General features: G+C 43.7%; 20 protein-coding genes and 1 pseudogene. 10 read left to right on the top strand and 11 right to left on the bottom strand.

The features are described 5' to 3' along the window. Positions 1-18 precede the first annotated feature (18 nt). Together NJD71_RS11510 and NJD71_RS11505 are read left to right on the top strand one after the other, a co-directional pair. Positions 19-294, top strand: coding sequence for a transposase (locus NJD71_RS11510; protein ID WP_298910444.1), 276 nt, complete (start codon positions 19-21; stop codon positions 292-294). A 92-nt stretch (positions 295-386) separates the two neighbouring features. Continuing rightward, on the top strand, positions 387-1,268 hold the full coding sequence (locus NJD71_RS11505) for an IS3 family transposase (RefSeq protein ID WP_319052113.1): 882 nt from the start codon (positions 387-389) through the stop codon (positions 1,266-1,268). Here NJD71_RS11505 and NJD71_RS11500 read toward each other — a convergent pair. Further along, positions 1,265-2,053, bottom strand: a complete 789-nt coding sequence (locus tag NJD71_RS11500; RefSeq protein ID WP_319052088.1) for a TnsA endonuclease N-terminal domain-containing protein — start codon at positions 2,051-2,053, stop codon at positions 1,265-1,267. The genes NJD71_RS11505 and NJD71_RS11500 overlap by 4 nt on opposite strands. 32 nt (positions 2,054-2,085) lie before the next feature. Between NJD71_RS11500 and NJD71_RS11495 the strand changes: the two are divergent. Beyond that, positions 2,086-2,926: pseudogene (locus NJD71_RS11495) on the top strand (IS30 family transposase). A gap of 161 nt (positions 2,927-3,087) precedes the next feature. Here NJD71_RS11495 and glmS read toward each other — a convergent pair. The 7 genes from glmS to hisF all read right to left on the bottom strand — a co-directional run bounded on the left by glmS (position 3,088) and on the right by hisF (position 10,914). After that, positions 3,088-4,932, bottom strand: a complete 1,845-nt coding sequence (gene glmS, locus NJD71_RS11490) for a glutamine--fructose-6-phosphate transaminase (isomerizing) (protein WP_319052087.1) — start codon at positions 4,930-4,932, stop codon at positions 3,088-3,090. 196 nt (positions 4,933-5,128) lie between these two features. Further along, positions 5,129-6,505: a bifunctional UDP-N-acetylglucosamine diphosphorylase/glucosamine-1-phosphate N-acetyltransferase GlmU gene (gene glmU, locus NJD71_RS11485; RefSeq protein WP_319052086.1), complete on the bottom strand. Its 1,377-nt coding sequence runs from the start codon at positions 6,503-6,505 to the stop codon at positions 5,129-5,131. A gap of 169 nt (positions 6,506-6,674) precedes the next feature. Continuing rightward, a complete protein-coding gene (locus tag NJD71_RS11480; protein ID WP_319052085.1) occupies positions 6,675-7,280 on the bottom strand; it encodes a phosphatidylglycerophosphatase A family protein in 606 nt (201 codons plus the stop codon). Between the two features lie 3 nt (positions 7,281-7,283). Further along, the gene (gene thiL, locus NJD71_RS11475; RefSeq protein WP_319052084.1) at positions 7,284-8,327 is read right to left on the bottom strand and encodes a thiamine-phosphate kinase; all 1,044 of its coding nucleotides are present in this window, start codon (positions 8,325-8,327) and stop codon (positions 7,284-7,286) included. 2 nt (positions 8,328-8,329) lie between these two features. Continuing rightward, positions 8,330-9,169, bottom strand: a complete 840-nt coding sequence (gene nusB / locus NJD71_RS11470; protein WP_319052083.1) for a transcription antitermination factor NusB — start codon at positions 9,167-9,169, stop codon at positions 8,330-8,332. A 257-nt stretch (positions 9,170-9,426) separates the two neighbouring features. Then, positions 9,427-9,945, bottom strand: coding sequence for a 6,7-dimethyl-8-ribityllumazine synthase (ribH, locus tag NJD71_RS11465; RefSeq protein WP_319052082.1), 519 nt, complete (start codon positions 9,943-9,945; stop codon positions 9,427-9,429). Between the two features lie 186 nt (positions 9,946-10,131). Then, on the bottom strand, positions 10,132-10,914 hold the full coding sequence (hisF, locus tag NJD71_RS11460) for an imidazole glycerol phosphate synthase subunit HisF (RefSeq protein ID WP_319052081.1): 783 nt from the start codon (positions 10,912-10,914) through the stop codon (positions 10,132-10,134). 97 nt (positions 10,915-11,011) lie between these two features. Between hisF and NJD71_RS11455 the strand changes: the two genes are divergently transcribed. The 5 genes from NJD71_RS11455 to NJD71_RS11435 all read left to right on the top strand — a co-directional run bounded on the left by NJD71_RS11455 (position 11,012) and on the right by NJD71_RS11435 (position 15,413). Beyond that, positions 11,012-11,860 carry a class II glutamine amidotransferase gene (locus NJD71_RS11455; RefSeq protein ID WP_319052080.1) on the top strand — a complete coding sequence of 283 codons (849 nt, stop codon included), beginning with the start codon at positions 11,012-11,014 and terminating at the stop codon, positions 11,858-11,860. A 286-nt stretch (positions 11,861-12,146) separates the two neighbouring features. Then, positions 12,147-13,313: a homoserine kinase gene (locus NJD71_RS11450; RefSeq protein ID WP_319052079.1), complete on the top strand. Its 1,167-nt coding sequence runs from the start codon at positions 12,147-12,149 to the stop codon at positions 13,311-13,313. Positions 13,314-13,391: 78 nt separating this feature from the next. Then, complete coding sequence (locus NJD71_RS11445) at positions 13,392-13,715, top strand: hypothetical protein (RefSeq protein ID WP_319052078.1); 324 nt, start codon at positions 13,392-13,394, stop codon at positions 13,713-13,715. Further along, a complete protein-coding gene (locus tag NJD71_RS11440; protein ID WP_319052077.1) occupies positions 13,716-14,636 on the top strand; it encodes a class II glutamine amidotransferase in 921 nt (306 codons plus the stop codon). It begins immediately after the preceding gene. An 18-nt stretch (positions 14,637-14,654) separates the two neighbouring features. Further along, a complete protein-coding gene (locus tag NJD71_RS11435) occupies positions 14,655-15,413 on the top strand; it encodes a DUF3800 domain-containing protein (RefSeq protein ID WP_319052076.1) in 759 nt (252 codons plus the stop codon). 138 nt (positions 15,414-15,551) lie between these two features. Here NJD71_RS11435 and NJD71_RS11430 read toward each other — a convergent pair whose 3' ends face one another. Together NJD71_RS11430 and NJD71_RS11425 are read right to left on the bottom strand one after the other, a co-directional pair. Next, a complete protein-coding gene (locus NJD71_RS11430; RefSeq protein WP_319052075.1) occupies positions 15,552-16,100 on the bottom strand; it encodes a YchJ family protein in 549 nt (182 codons plus the stop codon). 29 nt (positions 16,101-16,129) lie between these two features. Further along, the gene (locus NJD71_RS11425; RefSeq protein ID WP_319052074.1) at positions 16,130-16,846 is read right to left on the bottom strand and encodes a metal-dependent hydrolase; all 717 of its coding nucleotides are present in this window, start codon (positions 16,844-16,846) and stop codon (positions 16,130-16,132) included. Between the two features lie 127 nt (positions 16,847-16,973). Between NJD71_RS11425 and NJD71_RS11420 the strand changes: the two genes are divergently transcribed. Continuing rightward, entirely contained in the window at positions 16,974-17,993 is a 1,020-nt protein-coding gene (locus NJD71_RS11420) for a DUF3025 domain-containing protein (RefSeq protein ID WP_319052073.1), read from the top strand. A gap of 321 nt (positions 17,994-18,314) precedes the next feature. Beyond that, on the top strand, positions 18,315-21,152 hold the full coding sequence (gene acnA / locus NJD71_RS11415) for an aconitate hydratase AcnA (RefSeq protein ID WP_319052072.1): 2,838 nt from the start codon (positions 18,315-18,317) through the stop codon (positions 21,150-21,152). A 180-nt stretch (positions 21,153-21,332) separates the two neighbouring features. Here acnA and NJD71_RS11410 read toward each other — a convergent pair whose 3' ends face one another. Further along, positions 21,333-22,373: a hypothetical protein gene (locus NJD71_RS11410; RefSeq protein WP_319052071.1), complete on the bottom strand. Its 1,041-nt coding sequence runs from the start codon at positions 22,371-22,373 to the stop codon at positions 21,333-21,335. Between the last annotated feature and the right edge of the window lie 331 nt (positions 22,374-22,704).

Here is a 22,704-nt window from a genome sequence, read left to right as displayed (position 1 = left end):
CTAAAAAAGGAAACTAGTATGACCAACAAACGCAACCAATATACCCGAGAATTCAAACTTGAAGCCATCAGCTTAGTCACTGATCACAACCGTAGCATCCCCGACGTTTCTGATTCACTTGGCATTGGCAAATCCACCTTACAGAAATGGCTGAGTCAGTACCGTCAAGAAATGGGTGGACAAGCACCTAAAGTCGGCAATGCCTTAACCGATGAACAGCGAGAACTCCAAGAACTGCGTAAACAAGTAAAACGGCTGACTATGGAGCGCGACATCTTAAATGAGGAGGGATAAAACGAAGCACTGCTTCGTCCCGACGCAAGACGAGAGCTATGCTCGAGTGAGGCTTCAGCTCTGCTAGCCTTGGACAGTCTGAGCGACTATCGCTGATAAGTCAGCTGGCAGAGCAAGACAAACAGATGAGTAAAACTCAATTGTGTGACCTGTTTGGCATGGTTAAGAGTAGCTATTACTATGGCTTGCAGCCAAAGCCGATAAATATTGAAATGGTCAAGCTTAAAGCCTTAATTCGCCAAATATTTAATGACTCAAAGCAATCAGCTGGCGCTCGCAGCATTGCTGCTATCTTGATGAATGAGCATGGCATTAAGCTGACACGTTACTTAGCTGCTAAGATTATGAGAAGTATGGGGCTCATCAGTTGCCAGCTAAAAACACATAAATACAAGCGAGCTGACGAAGAACACCAAGCTCATGACAACATACTGAACCGTAATTTTAGCCCATCAGCGCCCAATCAGGTCTGGACGGGTGATGTCACATATATTCGTATCAAAGGCGGCTGGTGCTACCTAGCGGTTGTTTTAGATTTATATGCCCGTCGTGTGGTGGGCTTTTCGGTGTCAGATTCCCCTGACAGCGTGTTGACAATCAAAGCGCTGCAAATGGCGTATCAGACGCGCTTAAAGCCAAGTGGCGTGTTGTTTCACTCTGATCAAGGAACCCATTACACTAGCAAGAAGTTTGCTGAATCCGTGGCGAGTTATGAGGGTATGACGCAAAGCATGAGCCGTCGTGGAAATTGTTGGGATAATGCGCCGACCGAAAGATTCTTCAGAAGCTTCAAAACTGAGTGGATGCCAAAGGGCGGTTATGAGGATATCGCTGAGGCTAAAAGCGCCATTGTTGATTACATCTGGGGCTATTATCAGACCGTGAGACCGCATGCTTTCAACGATTATTTGCCGCCAGCAGAAAAAGAGAGACGTTACTTTAATCAAAACCTCTTATCAGCTGTCCTAAATTAGTTGACCACTACAAATGTGAAGAACCTCAGCCCTAATAGCGTTCTCAACTCATTAAGCGAACTACCTACCTCACTGAAATATGCAGTATCAATATCTTTGCATACAGCGATAATGCTTTTTTCAGGATATCTGGTAAATTCCTTAGCGTAAAAATTCAAATTGTCTTGACTATCAATTGACCTATTTAGAGTAGTTTCTGGATATAGCCATTTAATGTTATTTTGAACGGCTATAGGTATGTCTTTTTCAGTGATTATCTGCCACGAAATGCCTTTAGAGTGCCAGTATCGACGCTCTATCTCTAGCTTCTCTAGAGTTCTGGGCTTCATTAGATCTTTTGAATATTTTGCCTGCAAAACAAATTGGCTAAGCTCTTTATCAGAGCTCACAACATAAAAGTCTGATGTCATAACATGAGTATTGCCTCTAATAGCAGGATGCTTTACTTGCATATTCTCTGCAATCTGAAGGGTTTCATCAAATTTAAGAGGAAATTGCTCTCGAATATCTATTATTTCTTGACTCCATTCAAGAAATAGAAATGTTGCTAGCTCTAAATCAGACATTAAATGGTGAGTACGTCTTGTTTTGTGACCGAAAACCCTATGGGATCGACCTGACGACGATATATCAGATATTTTTATCCAAGGTTTGTACTCGGCAAACTCCCCCTGACCTCTACCTTCTTTAAGCCACTTTTCTTGTTTTTTTGAAAGCCTAGATTCAAATAAGAAGTGCAACGTTTTAAAAGAATGAGTTGAAGAGTAAGATGTGCCGTGTTGCATTTCAAACTTCAACTCCTACATATCAGAACGTTATGAAACACTATACACATCTTACCCAAGAGCAAAGATATCAAATATCAGCACTATTGCAAGCTAAAAAAGGCATGAGTGAAATAGCTAGAATTATCGGCTGTCATAAATCAACGGTGAGTCGGGAGATAAGGCGAAACCTGGGACAAAGGGGTTATCGCCCCAAACAAGCCCATCGTTTGGCAAAAGCGCGCAAAGTTAAGAATAGCACACAGATTAGTCGCTTTGGCTGGTGCTATATTGAGCATCTACTCAGCAAACACTACTCCCCTGAACAGATAACAGGGCGACTGAGGATGCTGGGTTGGCAAGATGTCCCAAGCCATGAATCGATATACCAACACATCTATACTGACAAAAAGGCAGGGGGTGATCTACACACCACCCTCAGATGTCAAAAGCGTTATAAGAGACGGTATCTGCAAGGCAATGATAGGCGCGGGAAAATAGCGAACCGCTGTGATATTACTGAGCGTCCTAGCATCATTGAGACACGCAGTCGTATGGGCGATTATGAAGGGGATACGGTGGTTGGTCATGGACATCAAGGTGTTCTGGTTACTTTAGTAGATAGAACGACTCGAGAGACTAAGATCAAAGCGCTACCCAAAGGCTGATATTTACTTCGCTCAGCCTTATCATTCTTGGGAGCGCGGAACGAATGAGAATACCAATGGTTTAATTCGTCAGTTTCTACCTAAGTCGATGCGTCTAGATAACCTATGCAGGCACTTAGTTCAGTCGATTGAAGACAGTTTAAATAATCGACCTAGAAAGGTGCTAGGGTTTAGAACACCGCTTGAGGTAAAATCTAGCTTCGGGTGCGTTGCACTTCAATGTTGAATCTAAGAAGCATAAAAAACCCCTGCTAAAGTTATATAAACTTTAGCAGGGGGTAATAATGGAGTCAACAGTATGATACTTTATTACTCAGTATGATACTTTATTACTTAGTATGATACTTTATTACTCGCTGACAATTATAATAAAATCAATAAATTATATCACTCAACCGTCACTGACTTGGCCAAATTGCGTGGTTGATCGACATCAGTGCCACGCATCACTGCTACATGGTACGACAGCAACTGTACGGGTACACTGTAGACGATAGGGGCTAGGGCCTCGCAAACGTCAGGCACATTTACCAAATGCAGTCTGTCCTCTGCTACCATTTGACTGGCTTCACTAGCAAAGACGAATAGCTCACCATGACGCGCATGCACTTCTTGCATGTTGGCTTTTAATTTATCAAACATACTGTCTTTGGGTGCCAATACGACGATTGGCATATCTTTGTCTACCAGTGCCAATGGTCCGTGCTTGAGCTCACCTGCTGCATAGCCTTCGGCATGAATATAAGAGATCTCTTTTAGTTTCAGCGCGCCCTCTAAAGCAATTGGGAACTGTAGACCACGTCCCAAAAACAGACAGCTCTTCTTGTCTTCAAAATGCTCGCTCATGGCTTGGATAGGACCATCTAGACTGAGACTGGCATATAGCTGTCCCGGCAACTTCTGTAGCTCTCCAAGTAGGGTACTCAAGTGCTCATCGGTCATACGTTGCTGAGTAGCACCCACTTTAAGTATTAGTAGCATCAGTGCGACCAGCTGCGTGGTAAATGCTTTGGTTGAGGCAACGCCAATTTCAGGACCTGCTAGTGTCGGCAGGAATATATCTGTCTCGCGTACCAGTGATGAGGTCGGTACGTTGCACAGCGCTAAGCTAACTAAGCCTACAGGTGCTTGCTTTTGGATATCGCGTAGTGCAGATAAGGTATCAGCCGTTTCACCCGACTGAGAGATACAGATAACCAAAGTATTATCGACGACGACAGGGTTACGGTAACGGAACTCGCTTGCCACTTCGACCGAACAAGGGATACGAATAAGGCTCTCAAACCAGTACTTTGCGACCATACCAGCATGATAACTGGTACCACAAGCGATGACTTGGACATTACGGATACCTGATAGCTTTGTCTCATGACGCTGCAGAAAATCATCGCGTAGTTTAGTGGTTTCGCCATTATCTAAAGCCATCTCAATAGTACGACCGACAGCATCTGGCTGCTCATAGATTTCTTTGAGCATATAGTGCTTGAACTCACCTTTATCTGCGTTGTGCTGAGTGGCATCAATTTCATGTACTTGACGTTGGACTTCAACACCATCTGCATAAACCTGAATGCCACTGCGAGTCAATCTAGCAATATCACCTTCTTCTAGATACATAAAGCGATTGGTCACTGGCAGTAGAGCCAGCTGGTCTGAGGCGATAAAATTCTCGCCAATACCGACGCCAATCACCAACGGTGAGCCTAGACGCACAGTGATAAGCTCATCTGGGCAATCTACATGTACAATACCCAAAGCAAAGGCACCATGCAGTAATGGGATGATAGTACGGACAGCTTCTAACAAGTCAGGCGTTTTTTTATAGATATCATGGACTAAATGCGCCACCACTTCAGTATCTGTCTGCGAGGTAAACTCATAGCCCTTAGCTATCAGCTCTTCTTTTAGCTCAGCATAGTTTTCGACGATGCCGTTATGTACAACAGCAATTTTGCCTGATACATGTGGGTGTGCATTGCGCTGTGCTGGTTCACCGTGGGTGGCCCAGCGTGTATGAGCAATACCGATATAGCCATCAAAGAACTCTGGATTGACGGCGACAGCATCGACTAGCGCTTTTACTTTACCTACTTGACGCTCGCGGTGTAGCTCACCATCACGAATAACCGTCAGACCAGCTGAATCGTAGCCTCTATACTCTAAACGCTTCAAGCCTTCAAGTAAGATATTGGCAATATTTCTCTCAGCAACTGCGCCTACAATTCCACACATGGCTATTCCTTAAATTCAATTTTTAGTAGTTCAATATAGGATGGTACAAGATAAAAAGACTAGCCACTGATTCATCACTCGGGTCATCAATTAGCGCATCAGTTTATAAATATGATGAAGCAGTACCACAACGATTGAAGTACTGCTTAGGGTTGCTCAAGAGTGACGGTCATTAATCACGCTGGCAACGAGCCGGTTACTTCTTGGTCGGACGCTGAAAGTCGTTTTTTTGCACTTGACGCGCGCGGCCAAATGCCAAAGCATTATTATCAACATCTTTTGTAACCACAGAACCTGCCGCCACGGTCGCAGTATCACCAATCGTGACAGGCGCAACCAAGCTAGCATTGGAACCGATAAAAGCGTTGTCTTGGATAATGGTCTGCGATTTATTAGCACCATCATAATTACAGGTAATGACACCAGCACCAATATTGACGCCTGTACCAACAGTCGCATCACCCACATAACTCAAATGGTTTACTTTACTGCCGTAACCGACGGTCGATTTCTTAATTTCTACAAAGTTACCGATTTTACTATTATCAGACAATACCGTCTCAGGACGCAGATGGGCAAAAGGCCCTACATCGACACCAGCACCAATATCAGCGTGATCGATCACGCAGTAAGGTTTGATATGGCAGGCATTACCGATAGTGGCATGTTTAATCACACAGCCAGCTTCGATATAGACGTTATTACCTAAAACGCAATTACCCTCAAATACCACGCCAACATCTACAAACACATCTTGACCAGCGGTTAAAGACCCACGAATATCAACACGGGTAGGATCAGCAAACTGTACACCTGCTTCTTGTAAATCAGCGACTAACTTGCGCTGCCACGTGCGTTCTAGGCTGGCAAGTTGTTGGCGATTATTCACGCCTTCAATCTCAAACGTATGCTCAGGCTCAATCGCCGCAATAGTAATACCATCAGCGACTGCCATTTTGACAATATCAGTCAAATAGTATTCTTTTTGGGCGTTATCGTTAGAGAGTTCAGGTAAATATTTATGCAATAGCGCATTATTCACGCAATAGATACCGCTGTTGATTTCTTTGATGCTTTGCTCATCGGCACTGGCATCTTTTTGCTCAACGATAGCTTCAATATTACCTGCTTGGTCACGCTTGATACGACCGAGTCCAAACGGATTGTCGACAGTAAGGGTTAACATAGACATACCGTCAGTGTTGGCAGTTTTCAATGCGGCTAACGTCTGACAGCTTACCAATGGTACATCGCCATACAAAACAAGGCTTTGCCCTGATTGTGGCAGAGCAGACAGCGTCACTTTGACGGCATGACCTGTTCCTAACTGCTCAGTTTGAGCAACCCAAGTGATCGACGACTGTGTATATTGATTGGTGATTTCTGACTTCACTTGCTCACCGCCAAACCCATGGACAATGATGGTTTCATCAACAGTGAGCTGATGGCAAGTGTCTAGTACGTGACCCAATAATGATTTGCCAGCCAATGTCTGCAATACCTTGGGTTTCGCAGACTGCATACGCGTGCCTTTACCGGCCGCTAAAATAATCACAGAAAGAGGAGATGTCATAATAACCCTACAAATGTAACAAAATATAATATTGGATTATAACGCAAAATCCCTTTTGAAAATAAAATATGACGTGCAGGCTTTGTAACTCGAATATGCCTCGCCTAATTCAGCGAAATCAAACCAGTAAATATACTAAGACTATCCTAGATATTCCTGCGTACTGCTATCAAAAAGCAAAAAACATGACTGCAACGGTATAAATAATCAGCCAAATAACGGCCGCCATGATGCCTGCAATGATGTCATCTAGCATCACCCCAAGACCGCCAGCAACTTTTTTGTCTGCCCAGCCAATCGGTGGTGGCTTTAAAATATCAAACACACGAAATAGGATAAAAGCTGCCGGTAACCAGCCCCAAAACGTCGGCAACATCATCATCGATAAGGCATCTACAGAAGGAGGAAATACATAGGACAAAATATACGATAGGGGTAGCAAGGTAATCCACATACCAGACCACTCATCCCACACAATATGTGGATCATCGTGTACCTGCATCAATTCAGACGTCCGTCCACATATCCAGATACCAACAATACAAGATAGAATAGTTAATATTAAAAAAGGGACAAACCCCAAGGCCATGAGCGGTACGCCCACAATCAGACCACCAACGGTGCCCCACGTACCAGGGGCACGGCGGGGCAGGCCGCTACCTAAGCCTAGCCCAAGCCAATAAACGATAGTATCAAGCATACTGGCACCCGCTGGCAGTGGTGGACAGTCATTTGCTTTACGGATATCAGGCTTAGATAGGTCATGATCAGTCATAGATTAGCCTGTAAAGTGTTGGTAGCCAGTAATATTAGGCCATGTAGAGAATGGTGCAGGTTGGGTAGGCGTCACTAACTGGTTGCTATAGAACAGTTCAGGACGTAACGCTGTAGATGTGTTTTTATCTGTTGCTGTTGACTCTGTTAGCGCAATCACTTTCCCGATACAAGTGATAGGCGTGTTGCCAGCTGGTGGCTCAATATGCGCAGGCAAAGTAAAAGCCAGCTCATAATCATCTCCACCTGCCAGCTGACACAACAAGCGCTTAGATAAGTCTACTGAACGTAACGAGTCACTAGTAGGCAGTTGCTCAAGGTTAAGCTGCATACTCACACCGCTCTGCTGACAGATATGCCCAAGGTCTTGGTATAGACCATCAGAGATATCGATCATCGCCGTTGCGCCCGCGCTTGCCAGTGCCGCACCCAAAGTGATACGAGGCGTTGGCATGTGCAAGCGATGCGTCAGCTCTGTGCCTTGTGGGCTGTCAGGGAACTCTAATGCATAGGCAGCATCACCAAGCGTCCCTGAGACATAGACCTTGTCACCGACCTGCGCCCCCGAGCGATAAACAGCTGGTGTATCTGCGGTAAGTAACCCTTGCGCACTCACACTGATCACCAATTGCTCGCTGCGTGTAGTATCACCGCCAATTAGCGTGACCCCAAACAGTCGACAGGCATGAAATAAACCTTTGGCAAATACAGTGAGCCAGTCGCTGTTTGCCAATTGCTCAGGCAAGGCCAATGCCAGTAAGATACTGTGCGGGGTGGCACCCATTGCTGCAATATCTGAAACATTGACTGCGACGGCTTTGTAGCCAATTTCAAACGCAAGCTTATTTACTTGCTCAAAATCAGCATGGAAATGGCGACCTTGAACCAGCGTATCGATACAGCTGACTAGGCGCGCTCCTACTGGCAGTGACATAACCGCCGCATCATCACCGATACCTTTTTCGATACCCTTTTTGATAGCATCTGACGGTAAATAGTCAGCTTGCATTTGTAAAAATATACGCTCAATCAGCTCAAACTCGTTCATGGTTAGTCTTTGCTTTTTGTGTCGTCAGTGGCTTTCTTATTTGCTTTAAATTCACTGATATTGGCACTGGCTTTACTGGCACTACTGCGCTTGATGTTGGCCTTGTTAGCACTGATACGCGGCTTGTTTGAAGCGGTTGGTGCCTCATCGACAGCGTTTGTAGTTTGAGTAGCTGATTCGACATCGTCTGCTAGCACTGTTTCAGCTTGCTTAGATGCTTTTTGTGAGGTACGTAGGTTAGCTTTGGTATCTGCTTGCACTTCAAGCGCGCGCACTTCAACAGCCATTTTGTCCAGTACTGCATTAATCAACTTATGAGCATCAGTCGCGCCAAAGTGATTGTTAAGCTTCATCGCTTCATCGAGCACAACTTTGTAAGGAATTTCCATACGGTTTTGCAGCTCATAGGCACCAATCAGCAAAATAGCGTGCTCAACGGTATCTAACTTATCAATCTCACGATCGAGATGTTGACTGATAAGGGCGTCTAGCGCTTCAATTTGCTCTGGAATATCACGCATCATTTCGTGATAGTAACCGATATGTACAGTATGCATGGCGTTGGTGGCACGCGTACGTGCAGCGATGTCATGCGGAGCATTGTCTTTCCAGCCAAGCTTGCCATCCACATCAAAGCGGCGGTCGGTGACGAGCCACTCGTATAGTCCTTGCATCGCAAAGCGGCGCGCCTTACGGATAGCAGTGTGACTGGTCTTGTAAGAAGACTCACTCATATCGAAGGTTTGATCACCTGCACTACTGCTCGCTATACGGGTAGCTTCAGCTTCGTTGGCTTGTGCGGTTTTCGCAGCGCTGATAGCGCGCTTGAGTTGGTCAGTCATAGGGGGTCTGTACCTAAATTTTTGAGATGATACCCAGTCAAAAACTAAATCAGCAAAGCATTGATTCGAGTGTGTTGAGATAGAATACTATCAGAACGCATATGTACTTACTTTGCTTATTCAGTTTTATAAAGAGTATAGAAATACGGCGAAAATTCAAAAAATAGCCAGTGTGTTGATAGCTGGCGTCGTGCTATAAGGTACTGCTATTACCAAATAGCAGCACCAGTTGAAACAGAAAGTTCTAGCGTTAAGGTTTAAGCTTCATCGATATCATCAATATCGAGCTGTGACAAAACAGCAATCATTTCTAGCACAACCATCGCAGCTTCAGAGCCTTTGTTGCCTGCTTTAGTACCAGAGCGCTCAATAGCTTGCTCGATGCTATCCGTTGTGATGATACCGTTGGCAACAGGGATATTATAATCCATTGCCACAGCGCTCAGACCTTTGGCCGATTCACTGGCTACAATATCAAAGTGCGGCGTGCTACCACGGATGATTGCACCCAGTGCCACAATCGCGTCAAAGCGATCTGATTCAGCCGCGCGCTGGGCAACAAGTGGCAACTCAAATGCACCAGGAACACGGACAACGGTAATGTTGCTACCCAATACACCATGACGGAGTAGGGCGTCGATTGCGCCATCAACTAGTGACTCGACGACAAAACCATTAAAGCGACCAACGACGATGCCAATGCGAGCGTCAGCATTTTGATGCAAGTTACCATCGATATGGGTCACATCGCTGCGCTGCTGTTGTAAGTTCGACATAAAAAATCCTTTGCTTAATAAAGCGTTCAATTGAGATATAGACGTAAATAAATAGCTAAATATACAAATACGTTCAATCAACTCGGTCGCCTATTATTTTGGCGTTGTCATAGTTAATTGAACGAAAATAAATGGTTAGCACTATGATAGCATTTTTTTGGGTTTTATTTGTATTTTACGAACGTGCTATAGACGCATCTGTATACCTTGCGCTGCCATGTATTCTTTGGCCTCCAACACGGTGTACTCACCGAAGTGAAAAATACTGGCGGCAAGTACCGCATCGACGCCACCTTCTAGCACGCCTTCTGCCAAGTGCTGTAGGTTGCCGACGCCACCTGAAGCAATAACAGGTACATTGACGCGGCTGGTGATCTGCTGCATGAGTGCCAAATCATAGCCTTTTTTGGTGCCATCACCGTCCATCGAAGTGACTAGCAATTCACCAGCGCCCAGCTCGGCCATTTTGCTCGCCCAAGCAGCGGCATCAATACCGGTTGGCTTACGACCACCATGGGTAAAAATCTCCCAACGCGGCACGGTAATACCATCGACGTTGATATCAGCGACGCGTTTGGCATCGATGGCAACGACGATACATTGGTTACCAAATTTTTGCGCGGCTTCCCCAACAAATTCAGGGGTGAATACTGCTGCTGAGTTGATTGCGACTTTGTCCGCGCCTGCGTTTAGCAAATTACGAATATCAGCGATTTTTCGCACGCCGCCGCCGACAGTGAGTGGCACAAATACCGTCTCTGCCATGCGTTCAACGGTATGATACGTGGTATCGCGCTCATCATTGGTCGCAGTGATGTCTAAAAAGGTAATCTCATCAGCGCCTTGTTCGTTGTAGCGGCGAGCGACTTCGACAGGATCGCCTGCGTCTTTGATATCGACAAACTGGACGCCTTTGACCACGCGGCCATCGTCTACGTCAAGACAGGGAATAATACGTTTTGCTAGCATAAAACCGCCTATTAATTCGCGCAAGAATACAAAGATACATCACATAAAATGCTATGATACGCGTAACTATTTTACAAAACAAATGCAAAGGGTGCTTATGTGTCAACTGCTCGGCATGAACAGTAAAAATCCTGCTGATATCGGTTGCTCTTTTGCTGGTTTTCGGGCTCGTGGTGGGCTTACAGACGATCATGTTGACGGTTTTGGCATTGCTTATTTTGAGCCGACGGGACTGCGTTTGTACTGCGATAATCGCGCGGCGATGGATTCCCCACTTGCTGAATTGGTCAGTCACACTCGAGTAAAAGCTGACAATACTATTGTCCATATACGCAAATCAGATGATCAGTTACTCAGTAATGCTCATCCTTTTACGCGTGAGATTTGGGGCGAGGCTTGGGTGTTTTCTCATAACGGTAAAATGATCATTAAAGATGCGGCCGATAGCGACCCTATTAAGCAAGGCAAATCACATCACTATTGCCCAATAGGGGACACCGATTCGGAATTTGCGTTTTGTTATTTGCTCAATCAACTAAAAGACCAGTTTGAGTACAAGCCCGATGCACAGATATTGTATGAGTTCTTAACCATGCAATGTCGTTTTTTGGCGAATTATGGACTGTTCAATTGCGTGATGTCCAATAGCGAGTGGATGCTTGGTTATGCCAATACGTTGTTATTTCATGTGACTCGTCAAACTCCATTTGGCTCAGCGGCTCTCATTGATGTCGATGTGACGATGGATTTTGCGGCCGTCAATGAGACAGACGATGTCATGACGGTGCTTGCTACCACCCCGCTTACCAGTGATGAAGACTGGCAACAGCTGGCTGTCGATGAGTGCATTATTTTTGCAGAGGGCCATATGGTTTATCAAGATGTCCCTAAGTCCCCTGTTTACTTGTCGATTGAAGAAGGTTTGAAAATTGCAAAAAATGCCTAGCCTATATATTAGCTAGCCTATGTGTCAGCTGATTTACTAAGTAGCTGTCTTATTGAGCTGCTCTTTTACTAAGTAGCTACTTTATCAATAACAGTATCAGTATCAGTATCAGCTACGTTGTATGTAGAGCGCAGCTGGTTGACCAAATATCCTAACGATATTTAAAGTTTGCTTATGAGCGACGTAATGGTCACTATTATTATCTGTCGCCACATTTATTATTACCCAAATTGAATTTATTATTTCACGTACTACCTTACCATTTAACCGTCATAAGTGAGATGTCATGTCCGTCTATACCCAGTTAACCGATGATCAGTTTGCCGCCTTTTGCCAAAGCTTTGGTGTGTCGTTCGTCCGTGCGATTCCAATCACTCAAGGTATCAAAAACTCAAACTGGTTTATTCAAACAACTGACGATGTAGATGGCATGTATTCTTATGTATTTACCTTGTTTGAAGAGCGTCCACCTGCTGATATCGAAAAAATGGCAGTCATCTTAAACCAATTAGATGGCAAACTACCTGTTGCCGCGCCACTGGCAGTTATTGAATCGAATAGCGCTCAAACGGATAGTGACGATAAACGTTATGTCATCCATTATGAAGACAAAGCGATTACCCTAGTGCCATGCCTATCAGGATCGCATCCAGACCAAACCACGCAAGCGATGTGTCACGATATCGGAGCGGCGTTAGCCATGCTGCATGAGACCCTACAAGCACTGCAGCCAAGCGAGCAATATGGCGTACCCTTATACCCATGGGCAGATGTACGTGACCGCGAAATGCAGTTTATGCCGAGTGACGAAGCCAAATTGATGAGCGATATTTGGCAGTCTTATCGCGATCTACCGCTGACTACATTGCCAAACGGCTTATGTCATTTAGATATGTTTGCTGACAACACATTATGGAATCTACAAAAAGGTGAAGCACGTCTGACGGGTTTGTTAGATTTCACTGAAGTCAGTGTCGAGCACTATGTGATGGATATTGCGATCACTATCAATGATTTTTGTACCACGTGGGGCGTCGCTGAGCAGGGCGAGTCTGTGAACTTTGATCGCAATAAAATGGAGGCATTCTTACAAGGTTATGAATCGATACGCCCACTAAATACTGATGAGAAACGTGCACTACCTGTTATGCTAGCAAAAGCAGCAGTGATATTCTGGTTACTGCGTCTAAACGTGATTCATTACAACCGTACCGAAGGTCGTACGGGTGACAACATCATGGTCAAAAACCCTGACTTGATGAAGCGTTTAGCCGCCTATCATTGGGCACATGTCGAAAAAGCGCAGAACGCAGTGTTTATATTATCGAACACACAGAACAATCACATTGCTGGTGTATTTAGTAGTATGGCACAAGCCGAGCAAGCACACGAAAAATTAGCTAATAGTAGTGAGTTTGCAGTCAAAGAATACACACTAAATCAAGTATCCTAAACATTGCTTATCCATTTACCCTAGTAACAAGTATGCTAGCAGTAGATATACTAGTAGCAGCACTTTGGAGACGACCCCATGACCGATCAAGTTGATAACTGGCACAAACTGGCACGTTTCGATACCAATATGCAGGGCGAGCTGCATGCCAACCTGCTACGCAATAATGGCATCGCGGTGTCTATACAGCCGCTAAGTGCTATCCCTGGTATGAACTCTGGTATCGTGCTTTGGGTAGAGGGTACAGAGCTGGCAGCAGCCCAGCGTATCCTAGAGGGTATCGATACAGACAGTAGTGCTAGGGCTGATCTACTCGCCAATATGAGCGATGCTGAGCTTGGTATCACGCCAGAAACCGAGCACAATCATGGCAAACAAGACTATAAAGACGGTGAACTATAAATGTGTCAACTCTTAGGAATGAACTGCAATACCCCAACAGATATTGGCTTTAGTTTTGCAGGTTTTCGCAAACGCGGCGGAATGACCGACAGTCATGAAGACGGCTTTGGTATTGCGTTTTTTGAACGTAGCGAATGCAGCAATAATAACAATACTAACGATGGCACGGTAAATGACTCAACAGGCCTGCGACTATTTCATGACAACAGACCGAGCCACCTGTCACCAGTGGCTGACTTGGTGAACAACTACCCAATCAAAGCCATGAATGTCATCGCTCATATTCGTAAAGCGACGCAAGGGCAGAACTGCTTGGCAAATACGCATCCGTTTGTCCGTGAAGTATGGGGCGAACAGTGGGTATTTGCGCACAATGGACAGATGAATAGCGAGTTTATTAAACGCTGCCAACGTCTGCAAGACAACGGTAATGCCGCGCATTGTCAGCCAGTGGGTAGCACTGACTCTGAAATGATCTTTTGCTATCTCATTAATCGTTTAAAGAGTAGCTTCAAAACTCGTCCTGACGACCAAACACTGTTTAATTTTTTGACCACGCAGTGTCGCTATCTGTCTGCAAATGGTCTATTCAATTGCTTGATATCGAATGGTAAGTGGCTACTGGCTTATGCGGGTAGTTTGTTGTTTTATCTCACACGAAAAGCACCATTTGGTGAGGCGAAATTATCAGACGACGATCTGGCGATTAACTTCGGTGATGTGACCACAGACACGGACAAAGTCACTATCTTGGTCACCGTGCCGCTTACTGAAAATGAGAAATGGCAGCAGCTGGCGGTCAATGAGTGCTTAATCTTCCAAGACGGCGATGTCATTTATAAAGACAGCCCAAGTCAGCGTAAGTTTTTGACGGTTGAGGAAGGGATTGCGATTGCAAGGGAAGTTGGGGCGAGTGTTTGATAGGGAGGCTATATGTATATGATGTACGTTGATGAAAGTGGTGATGTAGGGTTGATTAATAGTCCGACTCGTTATTTTTGTTTAAGTGGTTTGGTTGTCCATGAAAGTAAGTGGGATGAGTTGTTAGAGCTAATAATAGATTTTCGACGCTATATAAGAGCTCAATATAGTTTCAAGCTTCGAGAAGAAATACATAGCTCTCATTTCTTGCATAAACCTGGAGAATTGAGCAGAATCCCCAAATCCATGAGATTGAGATTACTAAGAGATATTATTGATTTTGAGGCTGAGTTAAAAGAAATCATTCGAATCATAAATGTAGTAGTGGACAAAGATAGTAAAGCTGAAAACAGCGATATTTTTGAGATAGCGTGGACAACGCTTATTCAAAGATTTGAAAATACTATAAATTACAAAAATTTTGTTGGAAGTAATAATGATTCTGACACAGGAATGCTATTCGTTGATCAAACTGATGAAGTAAAGCTAAGAAGTTTAGCAAGAAGAATGAGGAAATATAATCCAATACCTAACAGTATGGGAGGAGGATATAGAATGAAGCCGACTAAATGGATAATTGAGGATGCGGTACATCAAAATTCTTTACATTCTTATATCATACAGTTATGTGATGTGAATGCTTACTTCTTAAATCAAATGATGCAACCATGCTCATATGTCAAGAAAAAAGGCGGAAGAAACTATTTTCAAAGACTCTTGCCAATTTTATCGACTCAGGCATCTAGAAATAACGCCTTTGGAATTGTTACTCGATAATTAGAAAGGGTTCAGCGTATAGCTGAACCCGATGGATCCTACTGTAGAGTCTAGCTCTAGGTTAGATCACATTTAAATTATACATGATACTATGTAATGTAGCAAATCTAGCGAATTTTTTATAGTTACTCATAACTTCTACAAATACATCCCACAACACCGCTTAAATTTCTCACCAGACCCACAAATACAAGGTTGTTTTTGTGTCACCGTCATCGCAACCGTCGGATCTAAAAAATACCAACGTGCATCGTTATTAGTCTTGTCTTTTACTATTACAAAGGTGGATAACTCATGATGCGCTTGTATTTTTCCTCCTAAATCATTTGCATTATCTTTGGCATTAAAATACGCCTTAAACTCAACCTGCGCATGTCTTTTGCCCAGCTTAGGTATGTGCTTCACAATCTCTAACCCTGCCCAGTCCGTCTCTTTTGCCCAACTTTCAATCGCATCAATATCAAGTAAAGCTTGCTGCGCGGGTACAGTAGTTTTAACAATATACTCAGGCAGTACCAACACAAATGCACTATAACGGCTACGCATCAATCGCTCTGCATCAGGCGCGACAAGCGACTCATGATACGGCTGGCAGCAGTCTTGATAGGAGAGCGGCGAGTCTGTCTCTGTTAATGGATTGATTTGGCAAGGGCAGGTTTTGGTAGTAGATGGTATAAGAAGTGACATATCATACTCTAATGATTGGCAGTAATAGTTTACCGTAGCATATTTTCTAGGAGTGTCGGCAGCATACCAACTCTTAGCTGTGCCCATGCAGAAGGATCACTTAGTCGCGACCAAAACATCTTAAAAGGCGGAGCGACATATACCAGTAATGCAAGGATAGTATATAAGAGCAAGTACCACCATTTATCTTTTGGTTGGTAGAACTTCATCGCCGTGCCCGATGAGCGCTTCATTTTCATATTAGACAAATTCACGCTATACAGCTCATCCAATGACAAGTGCACTATCGCCCCGCCAAATAAAAACAGACCGTAAAACCAGCTGGTCGTCAGTGGTAGGTGTAGACCGTAATAACTTAAACACGTCAGACCCAGTCCCAATATCGCCATATATGGCACAGAGTGAATGACGCCGCGATGCACAGTCATCGTAGTAAAAATATGAAAAACGACATAACGCATAAAACCGTAGCCAGCCAGCCATAATGCTATCAGCGAAAGCAAGCTTAGCTCACTACGCCAGTGCATGACCAAACCAAAGGCAAAGACAAAAGAGGTGATATTAAAACCAAGCTTAATCGGTGTTGAGTTATCCGAATCTAAATCTGGTAACAACCCGCCAATAGTCCCAAGTGCCACACACATCAAAAACCCTGAGTCGTCGATCAGTCCAGCTTTATATACAGTCAGACTCATGGCACCGCTAACCATAAATGCAACGTTTAAGTGGGTATTAAAATTTGCCATAAAAACTCATTTATCCATCGCGCTCGAAAAGACCTTTCGAGTCGCTCATCTAGCTGTAAAAAAGCGCACCATGATACCATAGACCGTCCATACGTCTAACAGAGATAAACCTTAAGAGATAGCCCTTATGCCCGCCAATGACTTGCCCGCCAAAACAAAACCCGACACAGACAACAACGACGACCCTTCTATCGTAGAGAGTACACTTGATAAACTCTTTGCCGATATTGACTGGCAAGCACCGTGGCTGTCTCATATTGCTCAGCTTAATTACCTCAGCACAACCATCGAGCACCTTAGCAATACCAGTTGCCAAGTAGACAGTATGGGCACACCAAAAGCTGTCGGTAGTACACCTGATGTCGTTGGTGCGGTATTAAAAGCAGCAATGGAGCGGCAAGCGACGGCCTTGGAGCAACCCTTACCACAGACCAAACCAGCTGGTGATAATAAGCCGCAGACACTACAGTTCGTCTCTCAAAATGCATTGCCCGATGGCGAAGCTTACGAGTATTTCATCGGGACAAGCGGACATATTCCGACGCGGGACAATCTGCACGATTTATTTAACGGTAGTATCTGGCTGACCTTCCCGAAGACTAAGGCTATGCTCAATTACTATCATATGCTGGAGATTGCCAAGCAAGGCGTTAGTGAGCGACGAGGACGGGTACGTGACACCATTACGGTGTTCGATGAGAATGGCGCCGTGCTGGTGACTTCTGATGTTAGTATCGGTGAGGCGTTGGTTAGTTTTGACTGGCAGGCAAGTTTGGTTAAGCCACGTGCTAAATGGGACAACCCAGCACGACCAAATACAAGTGCTCAGGCAGCAGTCTATATCTTTGGGCATGCACTACTTGAGCAACTGATACAACCGCGCAAGCCATTGTGTGCGCATAGTATTGTCATTCATGTTTCACAAGAGTTCTTTACCTTATCATTGGCTGAACGTATGAGCTATTTGGATGATAAGGTTGCCAAATACATGGACACGTTATTATCAAATGATGATGTCAAACCACGCCAGCTTGCGCCGCTACCGATTTTAGGCGTGCCGCATTTCTGGGCAGCAAACGCCGTGACCGAGTTTTATGACGACAGCTACGTGTTCCGTAGTGGCAGACGCCAAAAACCCAGTAAGTGATAGCGATCACCATTAGTATATAGCTCATTAAGCCTTTGTTACGTTTACGATTGTGCCACGATTCGATAACGTCTAGACGTTAACAAAGCCTTGCATGTTTGTTATGGTAAAAGAAGCTTTTGTTGAGCAAGCAAATAGCGTTATCAAAGTAGCATTGTTAAAGTAGCGTTATTTTCTTTGCGAGCAGAAGCGGTCATAAGATAAATTGACGACACCTTTTGATTATCAAAATCAATTCGATCATTTATTCAGCCACCAGTCATATACCTACACCCATAATAATTGACGTCTAGGATCTATAACAACGATAAGGAAGCTATCATGAGTGATATTTTTAATGTAAAAGACACCCTCTCAGTCGCTGGCAAGGAATATGCCTTTTATAGTTTGCCAAAGCTGACCGAAACTTACGAACATATCGATACCCTACCATTTTGTATGAAAGTGGTATTAGAAAACCTATTGCGTAACGAAGACGGCGGCCAGTCGGTTGGCAAAAACCATATCGAAGCAGTTGCTAACTGGGATGCAGGCGCTGAGGCATCAAAAGAGATTGCCTTTATGCCAGCACGTGTGGTTTTGCAAGATTTTACTGGTGTGCCGTCAGTTGTTGATTTGGCCGCGATGCGTGATGCAGTGGTTGAGCTTGGCGGTAAAGCTGAGCAAATCAACCCATTTATCCCTAGTGAGCTGGTCGTTGATCACTCTGTACAGGTCGATGCTTATGGTCGTGAGGATGCACTAGATCTCAACGAAAAAATTGAATTTAAGCGTAACAATGAGCGCTATGAGTTTTTGCATTGGGGCAAACAAGCCTTTGAAAACTTCGTCGTCGTACCACCAGCGACAGGTATCGTGCATCAGGTCAACCTCGAGTATCTCGCTCGCGTCGTGATGGCAGCAGATGTTGATGGCGAGCTGATGGCTTATCCAGACACCGTATTTGGTACAGACAGCCACACCACGATGATTAATGGTATCGGTGTGCTTGGTTGGGGCGTAGGCGGTATCGAAGCCGAAGCAGCGATGCTGGGTCAACCTTCCTCGATGCTAATTCCGCAAGTGGTCGGGTTTGAGCTCAAAGGCAAGCTAACTGAGGGTGTCACGGCGACTGATTTAGTATTACGTGTCGTTGAGATGTTGCGTGCACATGGCGTGGTCGGTAAGTTCGTTGAGTTTTATGGTGAAGGCCTGCACAGTATGCCGCTAGCAGACCGCGCTACCATTGCCAATATGTCACCAGAGTATGGCGCGACTTGTGGTATCTTCCCAATTGACCAAATGGCGATTGATTATCTGCGTCTGTCTGGTCGAGATGAAGAACAAATTGAGTTGGTTGAGCAATATGCCAAGGCGCAGGGTCTGTGGCATGATGCTGACACACCAGCAGCAACATACTCGAGCAAGCTAGAGCTTGATTTATCTTCAGTACAGCCAGCATTGGCTGGTCCTAATTTGCCGCAGCAGCGCATCAACCTATCAGATATGCATGAGAAGTTTGGCGAAACGCTGGAGAAGATGAACAAAGACCGCAAAGTAGAAGTAGACGGTAAGATACGCTTTGATCAAGAGGGCGGTGAGCAAGAGCAAGCAGAAGATCTAGCGGCTGAACCAAAGATTGAAGTCGACACAAGAGACGATGATCTAAAGCATGCTCCAGCGAATAACGTCTTCTCAAATGTCAGTATCGATGACAAGCAGCACAAGTTAAGAGATGGCTCAGTCGTAATTGCTGCCATTACCTCTTGTACCAATACCTCAAACCCTGCGGTTATGATTGGTGCTGGTCTGGTTGCCAAAAAAGCTGCTGCTAAAGGGCTCAAAGCCAAACCGTGGGTAAAAACGTCATTGGCCCCTGGCTCTAAAGTCGTCACTGATTACCTAGAAAAAACCAACCTTATGGATGAGCTAGAAAAAACAGGCTTCTATTTGGTAGGTTATGGGTGTACTACCTGTATCGGTAACTCAGGGCCACTTCCTGAAGCGATTGAAAAAGGTATTGAAGAGAACGACTTGGTTGCTTCTGCCGTACTGTCAGGTAACCGTAACTTTGAAGGTCGTATCCACTCACATGTGAAGGCCAGTTATTTGGCATCACCGCCGCTAGTAGTTGCCTATGCGCTAGCAGGTACGGTCGATATCGACTTGACGACACATCCATTAGCGCAAGACCAAGACGGCAATGATGTATTCCTAAAAGACATTTGGCCAACTTCAGAAGAAATCAACGAGTTGATTGCCAATAACATCGATGCTGATATGTTCCGCAAAAACTATGGTGAAGTATTTGACGGTAGTGCCGCGTGGAATGCGATTAGCTCAGCGGACAGCCAGCTGTACCCATGGGATGAAGGGTCAACGTATATCAAGAACCCACCGTTCTTTGATGGTATGACCATGGAGCCAGAAGGTATTCCTGATATCGAAGGCGCACGTATCCTTGGTCTGTTCGGTGATTCAATCACCACCGATCACATCTCACCAGCGGGTAATATCGATCCAGACTCACCAGCAGGTCAGTACTTGCAAGAGCGCGGTGTGATGGAAGCAGACTTCAACAGCTATGGCTCACGCCGTGGTAACGATGCGGTCATGACTCGTGGTACCTTTGCCAACATCCGTATCAAAAATACCATGATGGGCGGTAAAGAAGGCGGTTATACCTACTACTTCAAGGATGACAGCGCTACGTTACAAGATGGCGAAGAAATGCCTATCTATAATGCAGCAATGAAATATAAAGAAGACAAGCGTCCGCTCGTCGTACTTGGTGGGTCAGAGTATGGTTCTGGTTCGAGCCGTGATTGGGCAGCCAAAGGTACTATCTTGCTAGGTGTAAAAGCCGTGTTGACCAGCTCGTTTGAGCGTATTCACCGCTCAAACCTCGTCGGTATGGGTGTGTTGCCATTGACGTTTAAAGACGGTCAAAATGCAGAAACCTACAAACTAGATGGTTCTGAAGTATTGAGCATCACGAGTCTGGATAATGGTGAAAGCAAAACCGCCAAAGTCACGGCTACACGTGCTGATGGGTCGAGCGAGACCTTTGAAGTCAATGTCGGTCTGCAAACGCCAAAAGAGCGCGAATATGTGCGTCATGGTGGTGTGTTGCACTACGTACTACGTCAATTGGCAAGCGAGAATAAAGAAGCAGGCTAGTAATTAGTTAAGCTAAATACAAAAAAGCTCAGTCGTGATGACTGGGCTTTTTTGTATCTTAAGATAGAAGAGGTTGCGATTATTATCTGCTTATATTCGATGTTTCTGCTTGATACATATCTGAAATAATTTTAAATACAGTGTTAAACAAATATTGATAGCTGACAGGAAAATACTCAATTACTTATTTATTAAGCTCAGAACCTTGCTAAGATCATTTACATCTTGTGATAACAATATGGAAGATATATCAGGAACTATCTGTGGCAATTTATTTGACCACTTCGTTAGTGAATTGTCTCCAAAGGGGTGAATGGCATTAACGCATTTGATAGAGCGTTTATCCAATATATTGTTAAACTGATCATAAATAGCCATATTACTAAAATATTTCTCATATAAACTATCTAATACTTTATGAGTTCTTAATGTGTTTGAACTACTGTATTTAGAGTCGAATATATAGTAACTTATATCATCCTGAACTTTCTTTACTAGAACGAAATCCGGATTGTAATAATTATATTGACTTTTTGGATTATTCTTATTCAAAGCCACTAAGTCATTATGTTGAGTATTTTCATTAAATCCAAGAATTTTTTTCTCGTAATAGAGGTTTAAAAAAGAATCCTCTTTACAAAAATTAATTTGAGATGGAATAAAACGTTTAAAAAAAGGATGTTCTACCGAGCTAGTAATTTTCCAACCATCTTTGTGTAAAGCATCAATCAACTTATACATTGTAAATAGTTCATAAATTTTGGATGTTGACCTAATCTTAGCCAAATCGTGATCAATTCCAATGTTAGGGTTACCTAATGAATACCAATCTTCTAAGTAATTATATACTGTCAGATAGAAACTAGACTTTCTTGCAAATGGTGTTAACTTAGGTGGAATAAAACCTTCAAAATCGATATTTAATTTTCTTTGAAGGAAGTATAATAAATTATCAGTATGAGTAAGTACAGAATCAATTCTTTTCTGCATACCAGAAGTTGTTAATTGTGCATATAAATCATCGATATTAAAATTATTTGACTTATAAAATGGTCTGATTGTTTTGTATTCTTTATCATAGGTTGGTCTATATATTTTTCTATCAATAGCATCTGATATAACTAATAGGTTTTCTTTAATTGATACTAATCCACCAAGTAAAATTTTATTTTCTTCTAAATTGTAGCTATCAATATAATTTTCCCTTTGTATGTTATCCAATGAATAAATTTTACCAAACAATGTGAGTGAATTTGGAGAATATCCTTGATAAAGTTGATCTAGATTACTAATTACATCATATGGATTAATGTTATAAAAATTTTTTTCATTAGTATTTTCTTTTATTAACTCTAACCTGTTTCTTAAGTCTTTACGTAAGTAAGAACTTCTCTGATCAAAAACACTAACTATGTTCTCAGCTAAACTATAGTCACTGCACTACAAAAGAGTTATGTTTTGGATGAATATCATAAAACAATTTAGATAAGTCATTTTCCATCCAACCTTGGCGTAAAAACTTCACTTGAGCCCACTTTTTCTCGATGGGATT

This window comes from Psychrobacter sp. PP-21 (genome assembly GCF_033790785.1).
Lineage (GTDB): Bacteria > Pseudomonadota > Gammaproteobacteria > Pseudomonadales > Moraxellaceae > Psychrobacter.
This window is presented reverse-complemented; position numbering and strand designations above follow the sequence as displayed.

Excerpts from the sequence above, each read along its gene's own strand:
- NJD71_RS11425 (WP_319052074.1), bottom strand. The coding sequence starts at position 16,846 with ATGGCAAATTTTAATACCCACTTAAACGTTGCATTTATGGTTAGCGGT.
- nusB (WP_319052083.1), bottom strand. The coding sequence starts at position 9,169 with ATGACTGACCAACTCAAGCGCGCTATCAGCGCTGCGAAAACCGCACAA.
- hisF (WP_319052081.1), bottom strand. The coding sequence starts at position 10,914 with ATGCTAGCAAAACGTATTATTCCCTGTCTTGACGTAGACGATGGCCGC.
- NJD71_RS11510 (WP_298910444.1), top strand. The coding sequence starts at position 19 with ATGACCAACAAACGCAACCAATATACCCGAGAATTCAAACTTGAAGCC.
- glmS (WP_319052087.1), bottom strand. The coding sequence starts at position 4,932 with ATGTGTGGAATTGTAGGCGCAGTTGCTGAGAGAAATATTGCCAATATC.
- NJD71_RS11435 (WP_319052076.1), top strand. The coding sequence starts at position 14,655 with ATGATGTACGTTGATGAAAGTGGTGATGTAGGGTTGATTAATAGTCCG.
- NJD71_RS11480 (WP_319052085.1), bottom strand. The coding sequence starts at position 7,280 with ATGACTGATCATGACCTATCTAAGCCTGATATCCGTAAAGCAAATGAC.
- glmU (WP_319052086.1), bottom strand. The coding sequence starts at position 6,505 with ATGACATCTCCTCTTTCTGTGATTATTTTAGCGGCCGGTAAAGGCACG.
- NJD71_RS11455 (WP_319052080.1), top strand. The coding sequence starts at position 11,012 with ATGTGTCAACTGCTCGGCATGAACAGTAAAAATCCTGCTGATATCGGT.
- ribH (WP_319052082.1), bottom strand. The coding sequence starts at position 9,945 with ATGTCGAACTTACAACAGCAGCGCAGCGATGTGACCCATATCGATGGT.
- NJD71_RS11430 (WP_319052075.1), bottom strand. The coding sequence starts at position 16,100 with ATGTCACTTCTTATACCATCTACTACCAAAACCTGCCCTTGCCAAATC.
- NJD71_RS11420 (WP_319052073.1), top strand. The coding sequence starts at position 16,974 with ATGCCCGCCAATGACTTGCCCGCCAAAACAAAACCCGACACAGACAAC.
- NJD71_RS11450 (WP_319052079.1), top strand. The coding sequence starts at position 12,147 with ATGTCCGTCTATACCCAGTTAACCGATGATCAGTTTGCCGCCTTTTGC.
- NJD71_RS11440 (WP_319052077.1), top strand. The coding sequence starts at position 13,716 with ATGTGTCAACTCTTAGGAATGAACTGCAATACCCCAACAGATATTGGC.
- NJD71_RS11500 (WP_319052088.1), bottom strand. The coding sequence starts at position 2,053 with ATGCAACACGGCACATCTTACTCTTCAACTCATTCTTTTAAAACGTTG.
- thiL (WP_319052084.1), bottom strand. The coding sequence starts at position 8,327 with ATGAACGAGTTTGAGCTGATTGAGCGTATATTTTTACAAATGCAAGCT.
- acnA (WP_319052072.1), top strand. The coding sequence starts at position 18,315 with ATGAGTGATATTTTTAATGTAAAAGACACCCTCTCAGTCGCTGGCAAG.
- NJD71_RS11445 (WP_319052078.1), top strand. The coding sequence starts at position 13,392 with ATGACCGATCAAGTTGATAACTGGCACAAACTGGCACGTTTCGATACC.